16 protein-coding genes are annotated in these 13449 nt (G+C 72.9%); 12 read left to right on the top strand and 4 right to left on the bottom strand.

The features are described from left to right. Nucleotides 1-171 (bottom strand): SipW-dependent-type signal peptide-containing protein (locus SOM13_RS15365; protein WP_414655511.1); only part of this gene is annotated, 171 nt, incomplete at its 3' end. Nucleotides 172-204: 33 nt separating this feature from the next. On the opposite strand from SOM13_RS15365, the gene SOM13_RS05755 reads away from it, so the two are divergent. From SOM13_RS05755 to SOM13_RS05740, 4 genes are all read left to right on the top strand, one after another. Next, the gene (locus SOM13_RS05755; RefSeq protein WP_192058159.1) at nt 205-918 is read left to right on the top strand and encodes a PspA/IM30 family protein; all 714 of its coding nucleotides are present in this window, start codon (nt 205-207) and stop codon (nt 916-918) included. Continuing rightward, nucleotides 915-2033 carry a DUF418 domain-containing protein gene (locus tag SOM13_RS05750; RefSeq protein ID WP_320479098.1) on the top strand — a complete coding sequence of 373 codons (1119 nt, stop codon included), beginning with the start codon at nt 915-917 and terminating at the stop codon, nt 2031-2033. Before SOM13_RS05755 ends, SOM13_RS05750 begins: the two co-directional genes overlap by 4 nt. A 90-nt stretch (nt 2034-2123) precedes the next feature. Beyond that, on the top strand, nt 2124-2945 hold the full coding sequence (locus SOM13_RS05745) for an arginase family protein (protein WP_320479097.1): 822 nt from the start codon (nt 2124-2126) through the stop codon (nt 2943-2945). After that, nucleotides 2942-3763, top strand: a complete 822-nt coding sequence (locus SOM13_RS05740; RefSeq protein WP_320479096.1) for a crotonase/enoyl-CoA hydratase family protein — start codon at nt 2942-2944, stop codon at nt 3761-3763. Before SOM13_RS05745 ends, SOM13_RS05740 begins: the two co-directional genes overlap by 4 nt. Nucleotides 3764-3892: 129 nt before the next feature. On the opposite strand, the gene SOM13_RS05735 is transcribed toward SOM13_RS05740, so the two are convergent. Then, entirely contained in the window at nt 3893-4063 is a 171-nt protein-coding gene (locus SOM13_RS05735; RefSeq protein WP_192058164.1) for a CsbD family protein, read from the bottom strand. Nucleotides 4064-4222: 159 nt separating this feature from the next. Here SOM13_RS05735 and SOM13_RS05730 point away from each other — a divergent pair, with 159 nt between their 5' ends. The 3 genes from SOM13_RS05730 to SOM13_RS05720 are packed head-to-tail and all read left to right on the top strand — an operon-like array spanning nt 4223 to nt 6794. Then, nucleotides 4223-5623 (top strand): NAD(P)/FAD-dependent oxidoreductase, encoded by a 1401-nt coding sequence (locus tag SOM13_RS05730; RefSeq protein ID WP_320479095.1) that lies wholly within the window; start codon nt 4223-4225, stop codon nt 5621-5623. Further along, on the top strand, nt 5587-5976 hold the full coding sequence (locus SOM13_RS05725) for a Fe-S oxidoreductase (protein WP_414655509.1): 390 nt from the start codon (nt 5587-5589) through the stop codon (nt 5974-5976). The genes SOM13_RS05730 and SOM13_RS05725 overlap by 37 nt, the downstream gene beginning before the upstream one ends. After that, nucleotides 5973-6794, top strand: a complete 822-nt coding sequence (locus SOM13_RS05720) for an SDR family NAD(P)-dependent oxidoreductase (protein WP_243214225.1) — start codon at nt 5973-5975, stop codon at nt 6792-6794. The genes SOM13_RS05725 and SOM13_RS05720 overlap by 4 nt, the downstream gene beginning before the upstream one ends. Before the next feature lie 7 nt (nt 6795-6801). Here the strand turns inward: SOM13_RS05720 and SOM13_RS05715 are convergent, their stop codons facing one another. Both SOM13_RS05715 and SOM13_RS05710 read right to left on the bottom strand, forming a co-directional pair. Beyond that, nucleotides 6802-7773 (bottom strand): siderophore-interacting protein, encoded by a 972-nt coding sequence (locus SOM13_RS05715; protein WP_320479093.1) that lies wholly within the window; start codon nt 7771-7773, stop codon nt 6802-6804. 53 nt (nt 7774-7826) lie between these two features. After that, nucleotides 7827-8258, bottom strand: coding sequence for an SIP domain-containing protein (locus SOM13_RS05710; protein ID WP_192058173.1), 432 nt, complete (start codon nt 8256-8258; stop codon nt 7827-7829). A gap of 260 nt (nt 8259-8518) precedes the next feature. Here SOM13_RS05710 and SOM13_RS05705 point away from each other — a divergent pair, with 260 nt between their 5' ends. From SOM13_RS05705 to SOM13_RS05685, 5 genes are read left to right on the top strand one after another with little or no spacing between them, the layout of a single operon-like run. Beyond that, the gene (locus SOM13_RS05705) at nt 8519-10033 is read left to right on the top strand and encodes an ABC transporter substrate-binding protein (protein WP_192058175.1); all 1515 of its coding nucleotides are present in this window, start codon (nt 8519-8521) and stop codon (nt 10031-10033) included. After that, entirely contained in the window at nt 10030-10983 is a 954-nt protein-coding gene (locus tag SOM13_RS05700; protein WP_320479092.1) for an ABC transporter permease, read from the top strand. Before SOM13_RS05705 ends, SOM13_RS05700 begins: the two co-directional genes overlap by 4 nt. Continuing rightward, a complete protein-coding gene (locus SOM13_RS05695) occupies nt 10980-11855 on the top strand; it encodes an ABC transporter permease (RefSeq protein WP_320479091.1) in 876 nt (291 codons plus the stop codon). The genes SOM13_RS05700 and SOM13_RS05695 overlap by 4 nt, the downstream gene beginning before the upstream one ends. Then, complete coding sequence (locus tag SOM13_RS05690; protein ID WP_320479090.1) at nt 11852-12631, top strand: ABC transporter ATP-binding protein; 780 nt, start codon at nt 11852-11854, stop codon at nt 12629-12631. The genes SOM13_RS05695 and SOM13_RS05690 overlap by 4 nt, the downstream gene beginning before the upstream one ends. Continuing rightward, a complete protein-coding gene (locus tag SOM13_RS05685) occupies nt 12628-13440 on the top strand; it encodes an ABC transporter ATP-binding protein (RefSeq protein ID WP_320479089.1) in 813 nt (270 codons plus the stop codon). The genes SOM13_RS05690 and SOM13_RS05685 overlap by 4 nt, the downstream gene beginning before the upstream one ends. Nucleotides 13441-13449 lie beyond the last annotated feature (9 nt).

The raw sequence follows: 13449 nt of genomic DNA, 5'->3' as shown, positions 1-13449 counted from the left end.
CGAGGTGACGCTCGCCGCGGCGACCTCGGTGTTGGCGTTCCACAGCGCGAAGGTGCCCGCGCCGCCGAGGAGGAGGGCGATACCGGCGGCAGCGGCGGTGGCGGCGGTGGCGGCAGGCGCTCCGGCGGCGGCCGGCTCTGGCCCGGACTCTTCGAACCAGACACGACTCACGACCCACGACCACCCACTCGAAAGGACCACCCCATGTCGAAGCAGTCAATCTTCGGTCGCATCGCCCAGCTGACGAGGGCGAACATCAACAGCCTCCTCGACCAGGCGGAGGACCCGGGCCTCATGCTCGATCAGCTGGTCCGCGACTACACGAGCAGCATCTCGGAGGCCGAGAGCGCCGTCGCTCAGACCATCGGCAACCTGCGTCTCATCGAGCAGGACCATGCCGAGGACGTCGCCGCCGCCGCCGACTGGGAGCGCAAGGCGCGCGCTGCGAGCGGGAAGGCCGACGAGCTGCGCGCCGGTGGCAACACGGTCGACGCCGACAAGTTCGACGCCCTGGCGAAGGTCGCCCTCGGCAAGCAGCTGTCGGCCGAGAAGGAGGCGAAGGACGCCGAACCGACCATCGCCTCGCAGACGCAGGTCGTCGACAAGCTGAAGACGGGTCTGACGCAGATGCGCGGCAAGCTCGACCAGCTGAGCAGCAAGCGCGACGAGCTGAACGCGCGGGCGAAGTCGGCCGAGGCGCAGTCGCGGGTCGCCGACGCCGTCAAGAGCATCGACCTGATGGACCCGACGAGCGAGATCAGCCGCTTCGAGGACAAGGTGCGTCGCGAGGAGGCGAAGGTGCTCGGCCAGCAGGAGCTCGCGGCCTCCAGTCTCGACGCGCAGTTCGAGGGCCTCGAGGACCTCGACGAGCAGACCGAGATCGAGGCGCGCCTGGCCGCGCTCAAGCTCGGAGCATGACCGTCGGCACCGCGGGCGCGTCGAGCCCCTCGAGCGGGTCACCCCGGTCGGCGCCCGCAGCGTCGTCGGGTCGACTCGTCGGGATCGACGTCGCCCGCGGTGTCGCGGTGCTCGGCATGTTCGCCGCGCACATGTGGCCGCGGGAGCTGCTCGACGAGCGCGTCTTCGACGGCCGCTCCGCGATCCTGTTCGCCACCCTTGCCGGGATCTCGCTCGGTCTCGTCTCCGGCGGGGCCCGCGCGACGCCGCCCGGTCGACGGGCGAGGGTCTCCGCCTCGATCGCCATCCGGGCCGCGCTGCTCATCGTGCTCGGACTCCTGCTGCAGGCCTGGAACGTCTACGTGCTCGTGATCCTCCCCTACTACGGCGTGATGTTCCTCCTGCTGCTGGGCGTCCTCTGGCTGCCTCGGCGCCTCCTCGTCCCCCTCGCCGCGGTCGTCACCGTCGCGGCCCCGTTCGCGGCCACCCTCGTGCCGGTCGGCCCGGTCGGCGACACCACCCTGTCGGGCCTTCCCGGTCTCGCGGCGGACGCCCTGCTCGTGGGGGCCTACCCCGCCCTCGTGTGGCTGCCGTTCCTCATCGCGGGACTCGTCGCCGCCCGCAGCGACCTGGCCCGGCCGAAGACGGCGCGACTGCTGATCATCGTCGGCGTCATCGCCGCCGTCGTCGGCTACGGCGCGCGATTCCTGCCAGGGGCCGCCACCGTCGCGGCTCTCGACCCCGCCGATCACGAGGGCATGCCGGCCGAGATCGTCGGCTCGGGCGGCGTCGCCCTCGCCGTCGTCGGGCTGCTGCTCGTGATCACCGGCGCGGCCCGTCCCGACGGAAGCGCGACCCGCGTCGTCCGTGCGCTCCTCGCTCCGCTCGCCGCGACGGGTGCCCAACCGCTGACCGTCTACACCCTGCATCTGCTCATCACGGCGCCGCTCTTCACCGCGTACCGGTCGACGATCGGGTCGTACGGGCTCCCCCTCGGCTGGCTCGTCGCGGCCGTGATCGGCACCCTCGTCTACGCGACCCTGTGGCGCCGGTTCGTCGGACGCGGTCCGCTCGAACGTCTGGTGGCTCGGGCGAGCCGGCCCTGGGAGACCCGAGAGGCCGCCCTCGCCCGCTGACCCGCGCCTCCTCGGGGCACGGCGTCGCCGCCTCCGCAGCGCACCGGATCATCCGCCACGGCGCCCCCGGGCTGTGCCAGACTGACGCGCGTGAGGTTCGTCGTGGTTCCGCAGTGGCAGGGTTCTCCGTCGTCGAGGGCCATGCGGCTCGCCGAGGGCGCCTACGCGGTGCTCGGCGATCTGCCCGCGTCCGCCACGACCCTGGTCGAGGTCCCCGTGGGCGCCGGCGACTCCCTCGGCAGCCCCGTGCACCGGCTCTCGTCGGTGCTGACCGTCGCCGACGCGCTGCAGCAGGAGCTCGCGACGGCGGACTCGCCCGCGCTGGTCGTCGGCGGCGACTGCGGCATCGAGCTCGGCGCCGTGCGGCATGCGCTCACCCCCTCGACGGCGGTCGTCTGGTTCGACGCCCATCCCGACCTGCACAGCCCCCGCAGCAGCGAGAGCGGCGCCTTCAGCGGGATGGTCCTCCGTGCCCTGGTCGGCGACGTCGCCGACGACCTCCCGACCCTCGACCCGGCCGAGACGCCCCTCGACCCGAGCCGCATCGTGCTCGCCGGCGCGCGCACCTTCGACGACGCCGAAGACCGCTACGTCGAGAGCCGGCGCGTGACGACCATCTCGTCGCTCGACCTGTCGCCCGACGACGTCGTCGCCGCGGTCGCCGAGACCGGCGCCACCGAGGTGTATCTGCACGTCGACCTCGACGTGCTCGACCCGGGCACGCTCGACGGCCTGCTCGCCCCGCAGCCCTTCGGCATCGACCTCGCGACCCTGATCGCCACCATCACGGCCCTGAAGTCGCGCTTCACCCTGGTCGGCGCGGGGCTCTGCTCGTTCGCACCCGTCGACGCGGCCAGCGCATCGGACGACATGGGCACCATCCTGCGCATCGTCGGGGCCCTCTCGCGATGAGCGGCGCCGACGCGACGGGCGGCACCGGCGCCGCCGACCGCCCCCGGGTCAGCGTCGAACGACGCGGCCACGTGCTCCTCATCGGGCTCGATCGACCCGAGAAGCGCAACGCGGCCGACCTGCGGATGCTGCGCGAGCTCTCGCTCGCCTACGGCCGCCTCGACCGCGATCCCGAGCTGCGCGTCGGTCTCGTGTTCGCCCACGGCGACCACTTCACCGCCGGGCTCGACCTCGGCGACGTCATGCCCGCCGTGACGGACGCCGGGCTGGACATCGTCCCCGAGGGCGGTCTGCACCCGTGGCAGGTCGACGGCAGCTCGCTCACGAAGCCCGTGGTCATGGCCGTGCAGGGCACCTGCCTGACCCTGGGGGTCGAACTGGCGCTGGCGAGCGACATCGTCGTGGCCGACTCGTCGACGCGCTTCGGTCAGATCGAGGTGAGCCGCGCGATCCTGCCCTTCGGCGGCGCCACGACGCGACTCCCCCGCCGGGTCGGCTGGGGCGATGCGATGCGGTATCTGCTGACGGGCGATCTCCTCGACGCCGAGGAGGCGCGGCGCATCGGGCTCGTCCAGGAGGTCGTCCCCGAGGGGGCCGCCTTCGATCGGGCCCTCGCCCTGGCCGAGCGGATCGCCTCGCAGGCGCCGCTCGCGGTGCAGGCGACTCTGGCGAACGCGCGACTCGCGCTGCGCGAGGGCGAGGCCGCGGCCGAGGCGCGCCTGCAACCCGAACTGGTGCGGCTGCTGACCAGTGACGACGCCCGCGAGGGGCTCGCCGCGTTCACGGAGCGCCGCGAGGCGCGCTTCTCCGGCTCCTGACCGGCGCGACGCGCGCGCACGACCGGCGCACACGACCGGCGCGCACGACTGACGCGCACGACCGACGGGCCGGGCGCACGACGAAGCCCGCCCCCCGAGGGGAGCGGGCTCCGGGCGTGATGACGCGTCTTACTTGAAGACGTCTTTCACGTCTTCGCCGGTCTTCTTGGCACTCGCGGCGGTCTGGTCCTTCTGACCCTCGGCCTTGAGGCTGTCGTCGCCCTTGTGGTCGCCGACCGCCTCCTTCGCCTTGCCCGCGATGTCCTGAGCGGCGTTCTTGATCTTGTCGTCGAGTCCCATGAAGACCTCCTCTGCTTGGCGCGTCAGCGCGTGGTGATTGCACGGTATCGAGCACCGCGTCCACATCGACCGAACGCACATCCGGCGTTCAGGATCGCCGCGTGGAACGGCCAGGGCACGGCCGGACGGATGCTCGGGGGCGAGGACTACGGTCAGGGCATGACGACATATGACCTCATCGTGATCGGCGCCGGCGCAGTCGGCGAGAACGTGGCGGACTACGCCAAGCGCAAGGGGCTGACGGTGGCCCTCGTCGAAGGGGAGCTCGTCGGCGGCGAGTGCTCCTACTGGGCGTGCATGCCGTCGAAGGCGCTGCTGCGCTCCACCGCCGTCGTGCGTGCGGCCCGGGCCGTCGACGGGGCGGCCCAGGCCGTGACCGGCGACGTCGACGTCGCCGCCGTCCTCCGCCGTCGCGACTCCTTCACGAGCGGCTGGGACGACTCGGGCCAGGCCGACTGGGTGTCGGGGGCCGGCATCGATCTCATCCGCGGTCACGCGACCATCACCGGCGTCAAGGAGGTCACGGTCGACGGCGTCGTCCACACCGCGACCCACGCCGTCGTCGCCGCCACCGGCTCGACCGCCCTGCTGCCCGACATCCCGGGGCTCGCCGAGGCGCGCCCGTGGACGAGCCGCGAGGCGACCAGCGCGAAGAGCATCCCGCAGAGCCTCGTCGTGATCGGCGGCGGCGTCGTGGCGACCGAGATGGCCACGGCCTACCAGGGGCTCGGCGCGACCGTCTCGCTCATCGCCCGCAGCGGCCTGCTCGGCGGCCAGGAGCCCTTCGCCGGCGAGCTCGTGGGCGACGGTCTGCGCGAGCTCGGAGTCGACCTCCGCCTGGGGGTCTCGCCGACGTCGGTCGTCCGCACCGAGCACGACACCGTCGAGGTCACCCTCGACGACGGGAGCACCATCGTCGCCGACGAGGTGCTCGTCGCGACCGGGCGCGTGCCCCGCACCTCGGACCTCGGTCTCGAGAACGTCGGCATCGAGCCGGGCGACTGGCTGCAGGTCGACGACACCCTCCTGGTGCACGGCACCGACTGGCTGTACGGGGTCGGCGACGTCAACCACCGCGCGCTCCTCACCCACCAGGGCAAGTACCAGGCCCGCGCGGCCGGAGAGGTCATCGCCGCCCGCGCGCAGGGCACCGAGCTCTCCACCGCGCCGTGGGGCACCCACGTCGCGACGGCCGACGACGCCGCCGTGCCGCAGGTCACCTTCACCGACCCCGAGGTCGCCAGCGTGGGCCTGACCGCCGAGGCCGCAGGCCGGCGCGGGCTCGACGTCCGCGTCGTCGACTACGACCTCGCCTCGGTCGCCGGTTCCGCCCTGCACTCCGACTCGTACAAGGGCCGGGCCCGGCTCGTCGTCGACGAGAGCCGCAAGGTGGTCGTCGGCGCCACGTTCGTCGGCCCGGACGTCAGCGATCTGCTGCACGCCGCGACGATCGCGGTCGTCGGCGAGGTGCCGATCGACCGCCTGTGGCACGCCGTGCCGTCGTACCCGACCGTGAGCGAGGTGTGGCTCCGGCTGCTCGACGTCTACGGGCGTCCGTGACGGGCATCCTGCTCGACTCCCCCGTGTCGCGGCTGGGCTGCTCGTTCGCGACCCTGGTGGGGCTCGCCGTCGGCGTGCCCCTCAGCTCGGGTCGCATCCGGGTGGTCGGCGACCTGATCGTCTGCCGTGGCCTGCCCCGGTGGGCCTTCCGTCGCGGCGGCACCTGCGTCGGCCGGGTCTACCTGACCCGGCACAACGACGGCCCGCGGGTGCTCCGCCACGAGGCCGTGCACGTCACGCAGTGGCGTCGATACGGCATGCTGATGCCACTGATGTACTTCCTGGCCGGCAGCGACCCGCTGACGAACAGGTTCGAGATCGAGGCCGGCCTCGAGGAAGGCGGTTACCGATGACCCGCACCGTGATCATCACCGGAGCGAGCAGCGGTCTGGGCCGCGAGGCCGCGAAGGCCCTGGCGAAGGGCGGCGCGGATCTCGCGATCGTCGGTCGCAACCCCGAGCGCACGCGCGCCGTCGCCGACGAGGTGGGCGGCACGGCCTTCGTGGCCGACTTCGACCGACTGGACGACGTCCGCTCGCTGTCGGAGCGCCTCCTCGAGAGGTACCCTCGCATCGACGTGCTCGCCAACAACGCCGGCGGCCTCGTCAACCCGCGGGGGCTGACGGCCGACGGGCACGAGCGGATCCTCCAGTCGAACCACCTCGCGCCGTTCCTGCTGACCAGGCTGCTGCTGCCCCGACTGGTCGAGAGCCGGGCCCGGGTCATCTCGACGGCGAGCGTCGCGAACCTGTTCGGTCGTGTCCGCCTCGACGACCTGGACTGGGCGAAGCGCCCGTGGCTCGGCGGCTGGCGGCAGTACGGCACGAGCAAGATCGAGACGATCCTGTTCATCCGCGAGCTGGCGAAGCGCACCGGTCTCGAGGCGTTCTCGTTCCACCCCGGCATCGTCAAGACCAACTTCGGCGCGGACTCGCCGATGTGGCGGATGGCCAACGTGCTGACGAACGGTCACTACGGCATCTCGGCCGCGGCCGGCGCACTGCCCCTGATCCAGCTGGCGGGCCCCAGCACGGTCGGCGTGCCGAGCGGCACCTACTTCGACCAGCTCAAGCCGAACGGGCTGGTCGTGCCCCAGGCGAAGGACGACTCGCTCGCCGCCGCCCTGTGGGACCGCAGCTCGGAGATCGTCGGACTGCCGTCGGCGGTCTGAGGAGCGGTCAGAGTTCGGCTCGGCCGAGTCGCCAGTAGCCCATGAAGGCGACCTGGCGCCGGTCGATGCCGACCTCGGCGACGAGGAACCGGCGGAGGGTCTTGATGGCCGCGGCCTCGCCCGCGAGCCAGGCGTAGAGCTCGCCTTCGAGGGCCTGCCCGGGGAGCGCCGCGCCCTGAGGGACATCCCACAGGATGTCGTGGTCGACGTCGACCTCGTCGACCTCGACCCCGTGGTGCCAGGCGGCGACGTAGCGCTTCGTCCAGCCGCGGACGGCGTCGATCAGCAGGGCGCCGTGCTCGGCACCCGACGTCGATCGGGGCAGCCAGTGGACGCTCACCCCGGCCGGGGCCACGAGCGCGAGGGCGTCGTCGGCGGTCGGCACCTCGAGGAACACGCAGCCGCGTGCGTCGGAGGGGAGACTCTCGACGATGGACGACACCGCCGGGACGGCCGTCTCGTCGCCGGCGATCAGGACCGAGGAGGCGCCCCGCGGGTTCCACTCGACCCCGCTGCCGGTCACGCCGCTGGTGGCGTCGGGCCCCACGAGCATCGCATCGTCGCCGACCGAGACCTCGGCCAGCCAGGCGGCCGCGGGGCCGCCGTCGGCGTGCACGACGAAGTCGACGTCGACCTCGCCCAGCGCGGGGCGGACGGCACGGGCCGTGTACGTGCGGAACGGGTTGCGCTCGTGGTCGGGCAGCGCCCGCCACCCGCCCCACCAGTCGCCCGACGGGAAGGTGTCGAACCCGGTGGCCTCGAGCGGGAGGACGACCTTGATGCGCTGATCGAGACCGTCGGCGCCGAAGTCGACGAGATCGGGCCCCGCGAAGGTCAGCCGGACGAACGACGGCGAGAGCCGGACCCGACGCACGATGCGAGCCCGGTAGGGACGGTGCGCCGGCTTGGAGGCGGCCTCGGGTTCGACGACATCGCCTTCGACGGTCACGGGCGAGGCGTCGAGCGATGAAGTAAGCACACCCTAAGTATGGCATGCCTTACCTGAGCGGCGACAGGCCCACCGGGAGGAGATCAGAGCGCGACGGCCCCGTCGACCGCGTGGAACACGCGGTGCAGATCGTGGCGCAGGTCGTAGGCGAACGACGGAGGCCCGGCGATCCAGATCACGTGCTCGCCCCCGACGAGCGACTCGGTGTCGACGTACATCTCGGCGAGCCAGGCCCGGACGGCGCGTTCGAGCGCCTCGCCGCGGTCGCACGACCGGCCGGAGCCGGGCGCACCCGACCGGCGATCACGGGCGAGCCAGGTGACGGACACCCGGCCCGGCGAGGCGAGCGGCACGATCTGGCTGCTGTCGTCGACCTCGACGAAGACCTGCCCCCTGGCGCAGAGCGGCAGGGCCGCCAGCATGCCGCGGAGGTGGTCGATCGAGGTGGCGTCGCCGGCGAACAGCACGCGCGTGGCGTCGTGCTGCAGGGGCGGGTCGCTGTATTCGAGGAACATGTCGGAATCAGTATAGGTAAGCCTCACCTATCTCGCGACGCGTCCACCTGATTCACACCCTGGTGGTAGGTTCTGACGCGTCCGCGAGTCCGTCAGCGACCCGCGGCGAGGGGCCGCGCCGTGTCCGACAGCACCACGGTGGCGGATCGTGACGACCGTTCCGCCAGCGACCGGAGATCCCCCGCAGCAGAGCCGAGACCACCTCGGCATCCTTCGCCGGGGCATCGACGCCCCGGCCCTCCCCCGGAAGGCCCCTCCGCGTGCGCACCCTGCCCCTCCTCGCCGCCGTCACCGCTCTCGTGCTCGTCACCGCCGGCTGCTCGTCGTCCACCGACTCCGACCGGTCGGGCGCACCCGATCCGGACGCCACGGTGACCGTCGGTCTCGTCCTCGAGCCGACCGACCTCGACATCCGGCGGACCGCGGGCATCGCCCTCGACCAGGTGCTGATCGACAACGTCTACCAGGGTCTCGTCGGCCGCACGCAGGACAACGAGATCGTCGACGTCCTCGCCTCCTCGCACGAGGTGAGCGACGACGGACTGACCTACACCTTCACCCTCGCCGAGGGAGTGACCTTCCACGACGGGGCCGCGCTCACCGCGGACGACGTCGTCTGGTCGCTGCAGCAGGTCGCCGACGACGACACCCTCGCGAACCACGGCGACCTGGACGCCGTCGAATCGATCGCCTCCCCCGACCCCTCGACGATCGTTCTCACGCTGTCGCGCCCCGACTCGGCGCTCCTGTTCTCCCTCACCGGTCGTGCCGGTCTCGTGCTCGAGCAGGCCGCCGACAACGACCTGTCGACGACGGCGAACGGGACGGGCCCGTTCACGCTCGAGAGCTGGACCCAGGGCGACAACCTCCGTCTCAGCCGCAACGACGACTACTGGGGCACGCCCGCCGGGGTGGGCGGCGTCGACTTCCGGTACATCCCCGACCCCTCCGCCCGGATCAACGCCTCGATCTCGGGTGAGATCGACGTGCAGACCGCGGTGGACGCCACCCTCCGCAGCCAGCTCGACGGGATCGACGGCCTCACGGTCGACGAGGGGAAGACGACGGACAAGTACACGCTCGCCTTCAACAACGCCGTCGAGCCGTTCACCGACCCCCGCGTGCGCAAGGCCATCCGACTCGCGGTCGACAACGACGCGCTGATCGCGGCGACCGGCGGGTCGGCGGTCGACCAGGGCGGACCGATCCCCGAGCTCGACCCCGGGTACCGCGACCTGACGGACGTCGACGCGTACGACCCCGACGCCGCCCGGGCACTGCTCGACGAGGCCGGGCTGTCCGACCTCGACCTGACCCTCGAGTACGCGAACGTCTACCCCGCGGCCATCGGCGACGTCCTGACCACCCAGCTGAAGGCCGTCGGCATCACGCTGACGGTCGACCAGGTCGACTTCTCGACCTGGCTGACCGACGTCTTCGTCGCCCCGTCCGACGGCTCGCCCCGTGACTTCCAGCTGAGCATGGTCAACCACGCCGAGACCCACGACTTCGGCAACTGGGCCGACCCCGACTACTACTTCGGCTACGACTCCCCCGCCGTCCAGGAGCTCTACGCGGCCTCTCTGGCCGCGACCGACCCGGCCGACGCCGACGCTGCCCTCGCCGAGGCCGCCGAGATCGTCTCCGCCGACGCACCCGCCGAGTGGCTGTACACGTCGACGACCCTCACTGCCGTGCGCGACGGCGTCACCGGGTTCCCGACCTCGTCGACGACCACCCGTCTCGACCTGTCCGACCTGGCCGCGACGGAGTGATCCGATTCACGGCGGGTCGACTGGTCCTCTTCGCGCTGGGGCTGGTCGTCGCGAGCGTCCTGATCTTCGCCACCCTGCGCCTCCTGCCGGGTGACGTGGCCCAGGTCATCGCCGGGACGACCGGCTCGCCCGCCCAGGTCGCCGCGCTCCGCACCGAGCTCGGCCTCGACCGGGCGATCGTCTCTCAGTACCTGGACTGGGCCGGCGGGCTGCTGCGACTCGACCTCGGCCGATCGCTCGTGACGGGCACCCCGGTCGGCGACGAGATCGCCGACAAGCTGGCCGTCACGCTGCCGCTCGCCGGCTTGTCGCTCGTGATCGGCCTGCTGATCGGGGTGCCCCTCGGCGTGCTCGCCGCGCTCCGTCGGCGTCGCCCGCTCGGCACCGCCGTGTCGGTCGGCGCCCAGGTGCTGGCCGCCGTGCCGGCGGTCTGGGCGGGCATGCTCCTGATCGCGCTGGTCGCCGTCACCCTGCGCTGGCTGCCCACGCAGGGGTTCCCGATCGACGGGTGGTCGGACCCCGCGGCGGCTCTGCGATCACTCGTGCTGCCCGCCGTGACCATCGGCCTCGTCGAGGGCGCCGTGCTGCTGCGCTTCACCCGGTCCGCCGCGCTCGGGGCGCTCGACGCCGACTACGTCCGCGCCGCCGCGGCCAAGGGCATGACCCGCGACCGGGCCCTCGTGCGCCACGGACTGCCGAACGTCATGCTGAGCGTCGTGAGCGTGCTCGGCATCCAGGTGGCCGGCCTCGTGGTCGGCGCCGTGCTCGTCGAGCAGCTCTTCAGCCTGCCCGGCGTCGGTCGCATGCTCGTCGCCGACGTCGGCCGCCGCGATCTGACCAAGGTGCAGGGCGAGCTGATGACCCTGACCGCGATCGTCCTCGCCGTCGGCTTCGTCGTCGACGTCGTGCACCGCAGCGTCGACCCCCGATCACGGGAGCGCGGCGAATGAGGCGCGGGTCGTGGCTGCGCGCCGTGGTCGGCTCGCCGACGGGCGCGTTCGGCGTCGGCTGGCTCGCGCTCGTCGCCGTCGCGGCGGTCGCGAGTCCGTTCTGGACCCCGCTCGATCCGTTCGCGACCGACCCGTACGCGGCCTGGGCTCCGCCCTCGACCGAGCACCTGTTCGGCACGGACTCCGTCGGTCGCGACGTCTTCAGCTACGTCGCCCGCGCGTCGACGACGACCGCGCTCGTCGCCCTGGCCTCCGGCGCGACCGCCCTCGTCGTCGGGGTGCTCCTCGCCGTGCTCGGCTCGCTGACCCCGCGGTGGGCGAGGGACTCCGTCGCGGTGCTGATCGACGTGCTCGTCGCGTTCCCCACCATCCTCATCGCGATGGCCCTCGCGGCGGCCTTCGGCGGATCGCTCGGCGTCGTGGTCATCGCCGCGGGCACGGGCTACGGCGTGAACATCGCCCGCGTCTCGCGCGCCGAGATCCGACGCGTGGGGCGGGAGGACTACGTGCTCGCCGCCCGAGCCGCGGGCGTCGGCGCCCTGGGCGTCGTCACCCGGCACGTGCTGCCGAACGTCGCCCCGCTCTTCGCCGTGCAGCTCTCGCTCGCCATGGCGACCTCGATCCTGGCCGAGGCGGGGCTGTCGTTCCTCGGCTACGGCGCGTCCGCCGAGACCGCGTCGTGGGGGCGCCTCCTGAGCGATCTGCAGAAGTTCATCGGGGTGCACCCGTGGAGCATCGTCTGGCCGGGCGCCGCGATCACCCTGACCGTGCTCGCCTTCAACCTGCTCGGCGACGCCGTCCGCGACGCCGCCGACCCGCGCCTCCGTCCGCGTGCGGCGACGCCCGCCGACCGACCGGGGGTCGTCTCGTGAGCCTCTCCATCGACGACCTGCACGTCGACCTCGGCGGCCGACCCGTGATCGAGGGCGTGTCGCTGTCGATCGGCGACGGCGAGCGCCTCGGCCTGATCGGCGAGTCCGGCTCGGGCAAGTCGATGACCCTGCTCGCCGTGCTCGGGCTGCTGCCCGACGCCGCGACCGTCCGCGGCAGCATCCGACTCGACGACCGCGAGCTGGTCGGCCTGTCCGACCGGGACCACGCGCCGTTGCGGGGCGCGGAGATCGGCGTCGTGTTCCAGGATCCGCGCACCTCGCTCGACCCGATCCGGACCATCGGCAGCCAGATCGCCGAGCCGCTCCGTCTGCACGAGGGCATCGGGCGCCGCGAGGCCCGCGCCCGGGCGATCGAGGCCGCGGCCGAGGTGGGTCTGCCCGACCCGGCCGGCATCGTCGACCGCTACCCGCACCAGCTGTCGGGGGGTCAGCGCCAGCGCGTCGTGATCGCGACGGCCCTGATCGCCCGCCCGCGCCTCCTGCTGGCCGACGAGCCGACCACGGCGCTCGACGTCTCGACGCAGGCCGAGGTGCTCGACCTGTTCCGCCGCCTCGTCGACGAACGCGGCACCTCGCTGCTGTTCGTCACCCACGATCTGGCCGTGCTGCGCCGTGTCGTCGACCACGCGGCGGTGCTGTCGGCCGGCCGCCTCGTCGAGCAGGGCCCCGTGCGCGAGCTGCTGACCCGGCCCGCCCACCCCGTGACCCGCGGGCTCGTGGCGGCGACTGAGGCGACCACCTGGAGGACGACGTGACCGTCGACGACCCGACCCGCGCCTCCTCGGCTCCGCTGCTGACCGGTCGCGGTCTGACCCGGACCTACCGGCTGCCGCGGCCCTCGCCGTTCCAGCCGGGCGCCGTGCGGCACGCCCTGATCGACGCCGACCTCGACGTCGCCGCCGGCGAGAGCGTGGCGCTGATCGGCGAGTCGGGCAGCGGCAAGAGCACGCTCGTCAAGCTGCTGCTGGCGCTCGACGCGCCCACCGCGGGGTCCGTCACGTTCGACGGGCGCCCGGTGCGACCGGGTCGGGCGGCGGCGCTCCGCTGGTTCCGCCGCGACACGGGCGTCGTGCTGCAGGACCCGTACAGCTCGCTCGACCCCCGCATGCGGATCCGCGACACGGTGGCCGAGCCGCTGCGGGCGCTGTCGATCGACGGCGACCACCGGGCGCTGGTCGACGAGATGCTCGGACGGGTCGGACTCACGCGCGAGCACGGCGACGGCTACCCGCACGAGCTGAGCGGAGGGCAGCGGCAGCGCGTCGCGGTGGCCAGGGCCGTGGTGCACCGCCCCCGGCTGCTCGTCGGCGACGAGCCGATGAGCGCCCTCGACGTCACCGTGCGGGCGCAGATCCTCGCCCTGCTGCGCGAGCTCCGCGACGACCTCGGGCTCTCGCTGCTCACCGTGTCGCACGACATCGGACTCGTGCAGCATCTCGCGGACCGGGTCGCCGTGCTGCACGACGGGCGCATCGTCGAGCAGGGGGCGGTCGACGACGTGCTGCGGAACCCGCGGCACGACTACACGCGCGGCCTCATGGCGTCGGTGCCGACACTCGACTGAGCGGCGCCG

The sequence above is a fragment of the Frigoribacterium sp. CFBP9030 genome, from assembly GCF_034045195.1.
GTDB lineage: Bacteria > Actinomycetota > Actinomycetes > Actinomycetales > Microbacteriaceae > Frigoribacterium.
Note: the sequence above shows the minus strand (reverse complement) of the source record. Positions and strands in the feature narration are given on the sequence as shown.

Excerpts from the sequence above, each read along its gene's own strand:
- SOM13_RS05755 (WP_192058159.1), top strand. The coding sequence starts at position 205 with ATGTCGAAGCAGTCAATCTTCGGTCGCATCGCCCAGCTGACGAGGGCG.
- SOM13_RS05750 (WP_320479098.1), top strand. The coding sequence starts at position 915 with ATGACCGTCGGCACCGCGGGCGCGTCGAGCCCCTCGAGCGGGTCACCC.
- SOM13_RS05740 (WP_320479096.1), top strand. The coding sequence starts at position 2,942 with ATGAGCGGCGCCGACGCGACGGGCGGCACCGGCGCCGCCGACCGCCCC.
- SOM13_RS05735 (WP_192058164.1), bottom strand. The coding sequence starts at position 4,063 with ATGGGACTCGACGACAAGATCAAGAACGCCGCTCAGGACATCGCGGGC.
- SOM13_RS05730 (WP_320479095.1), top strand. The coding sequence starts at position 4,223 with ATGACGACATATGACCTCATCGTGATCGGCGCCGGCGCAGTCGGCGAG.
- SOM13_RS05720 (WP_243214225.1), top strand. The coding sequence starts at position 5,973 with ATGACCCGCACCGTGATCATCACCGGAGCGAGCAGCGGTCTGGGCCGC.
- SOM13_RS05710 (WP_192058173.1), bottom strand. The coding sequence starts at position 8,258 with ATGTTCCTCGAATACAGCGACCCGCCCCTGCAGCACGACGCCACGCGC.
- SOM13_RS05695 (WP_320479091.1), top strand. The coding sequence starts at position 10,980 with ATGAGGCGCGGGTCGTGGCTGCGCGCCGTGGTCGGCTCGCCGACGGGC.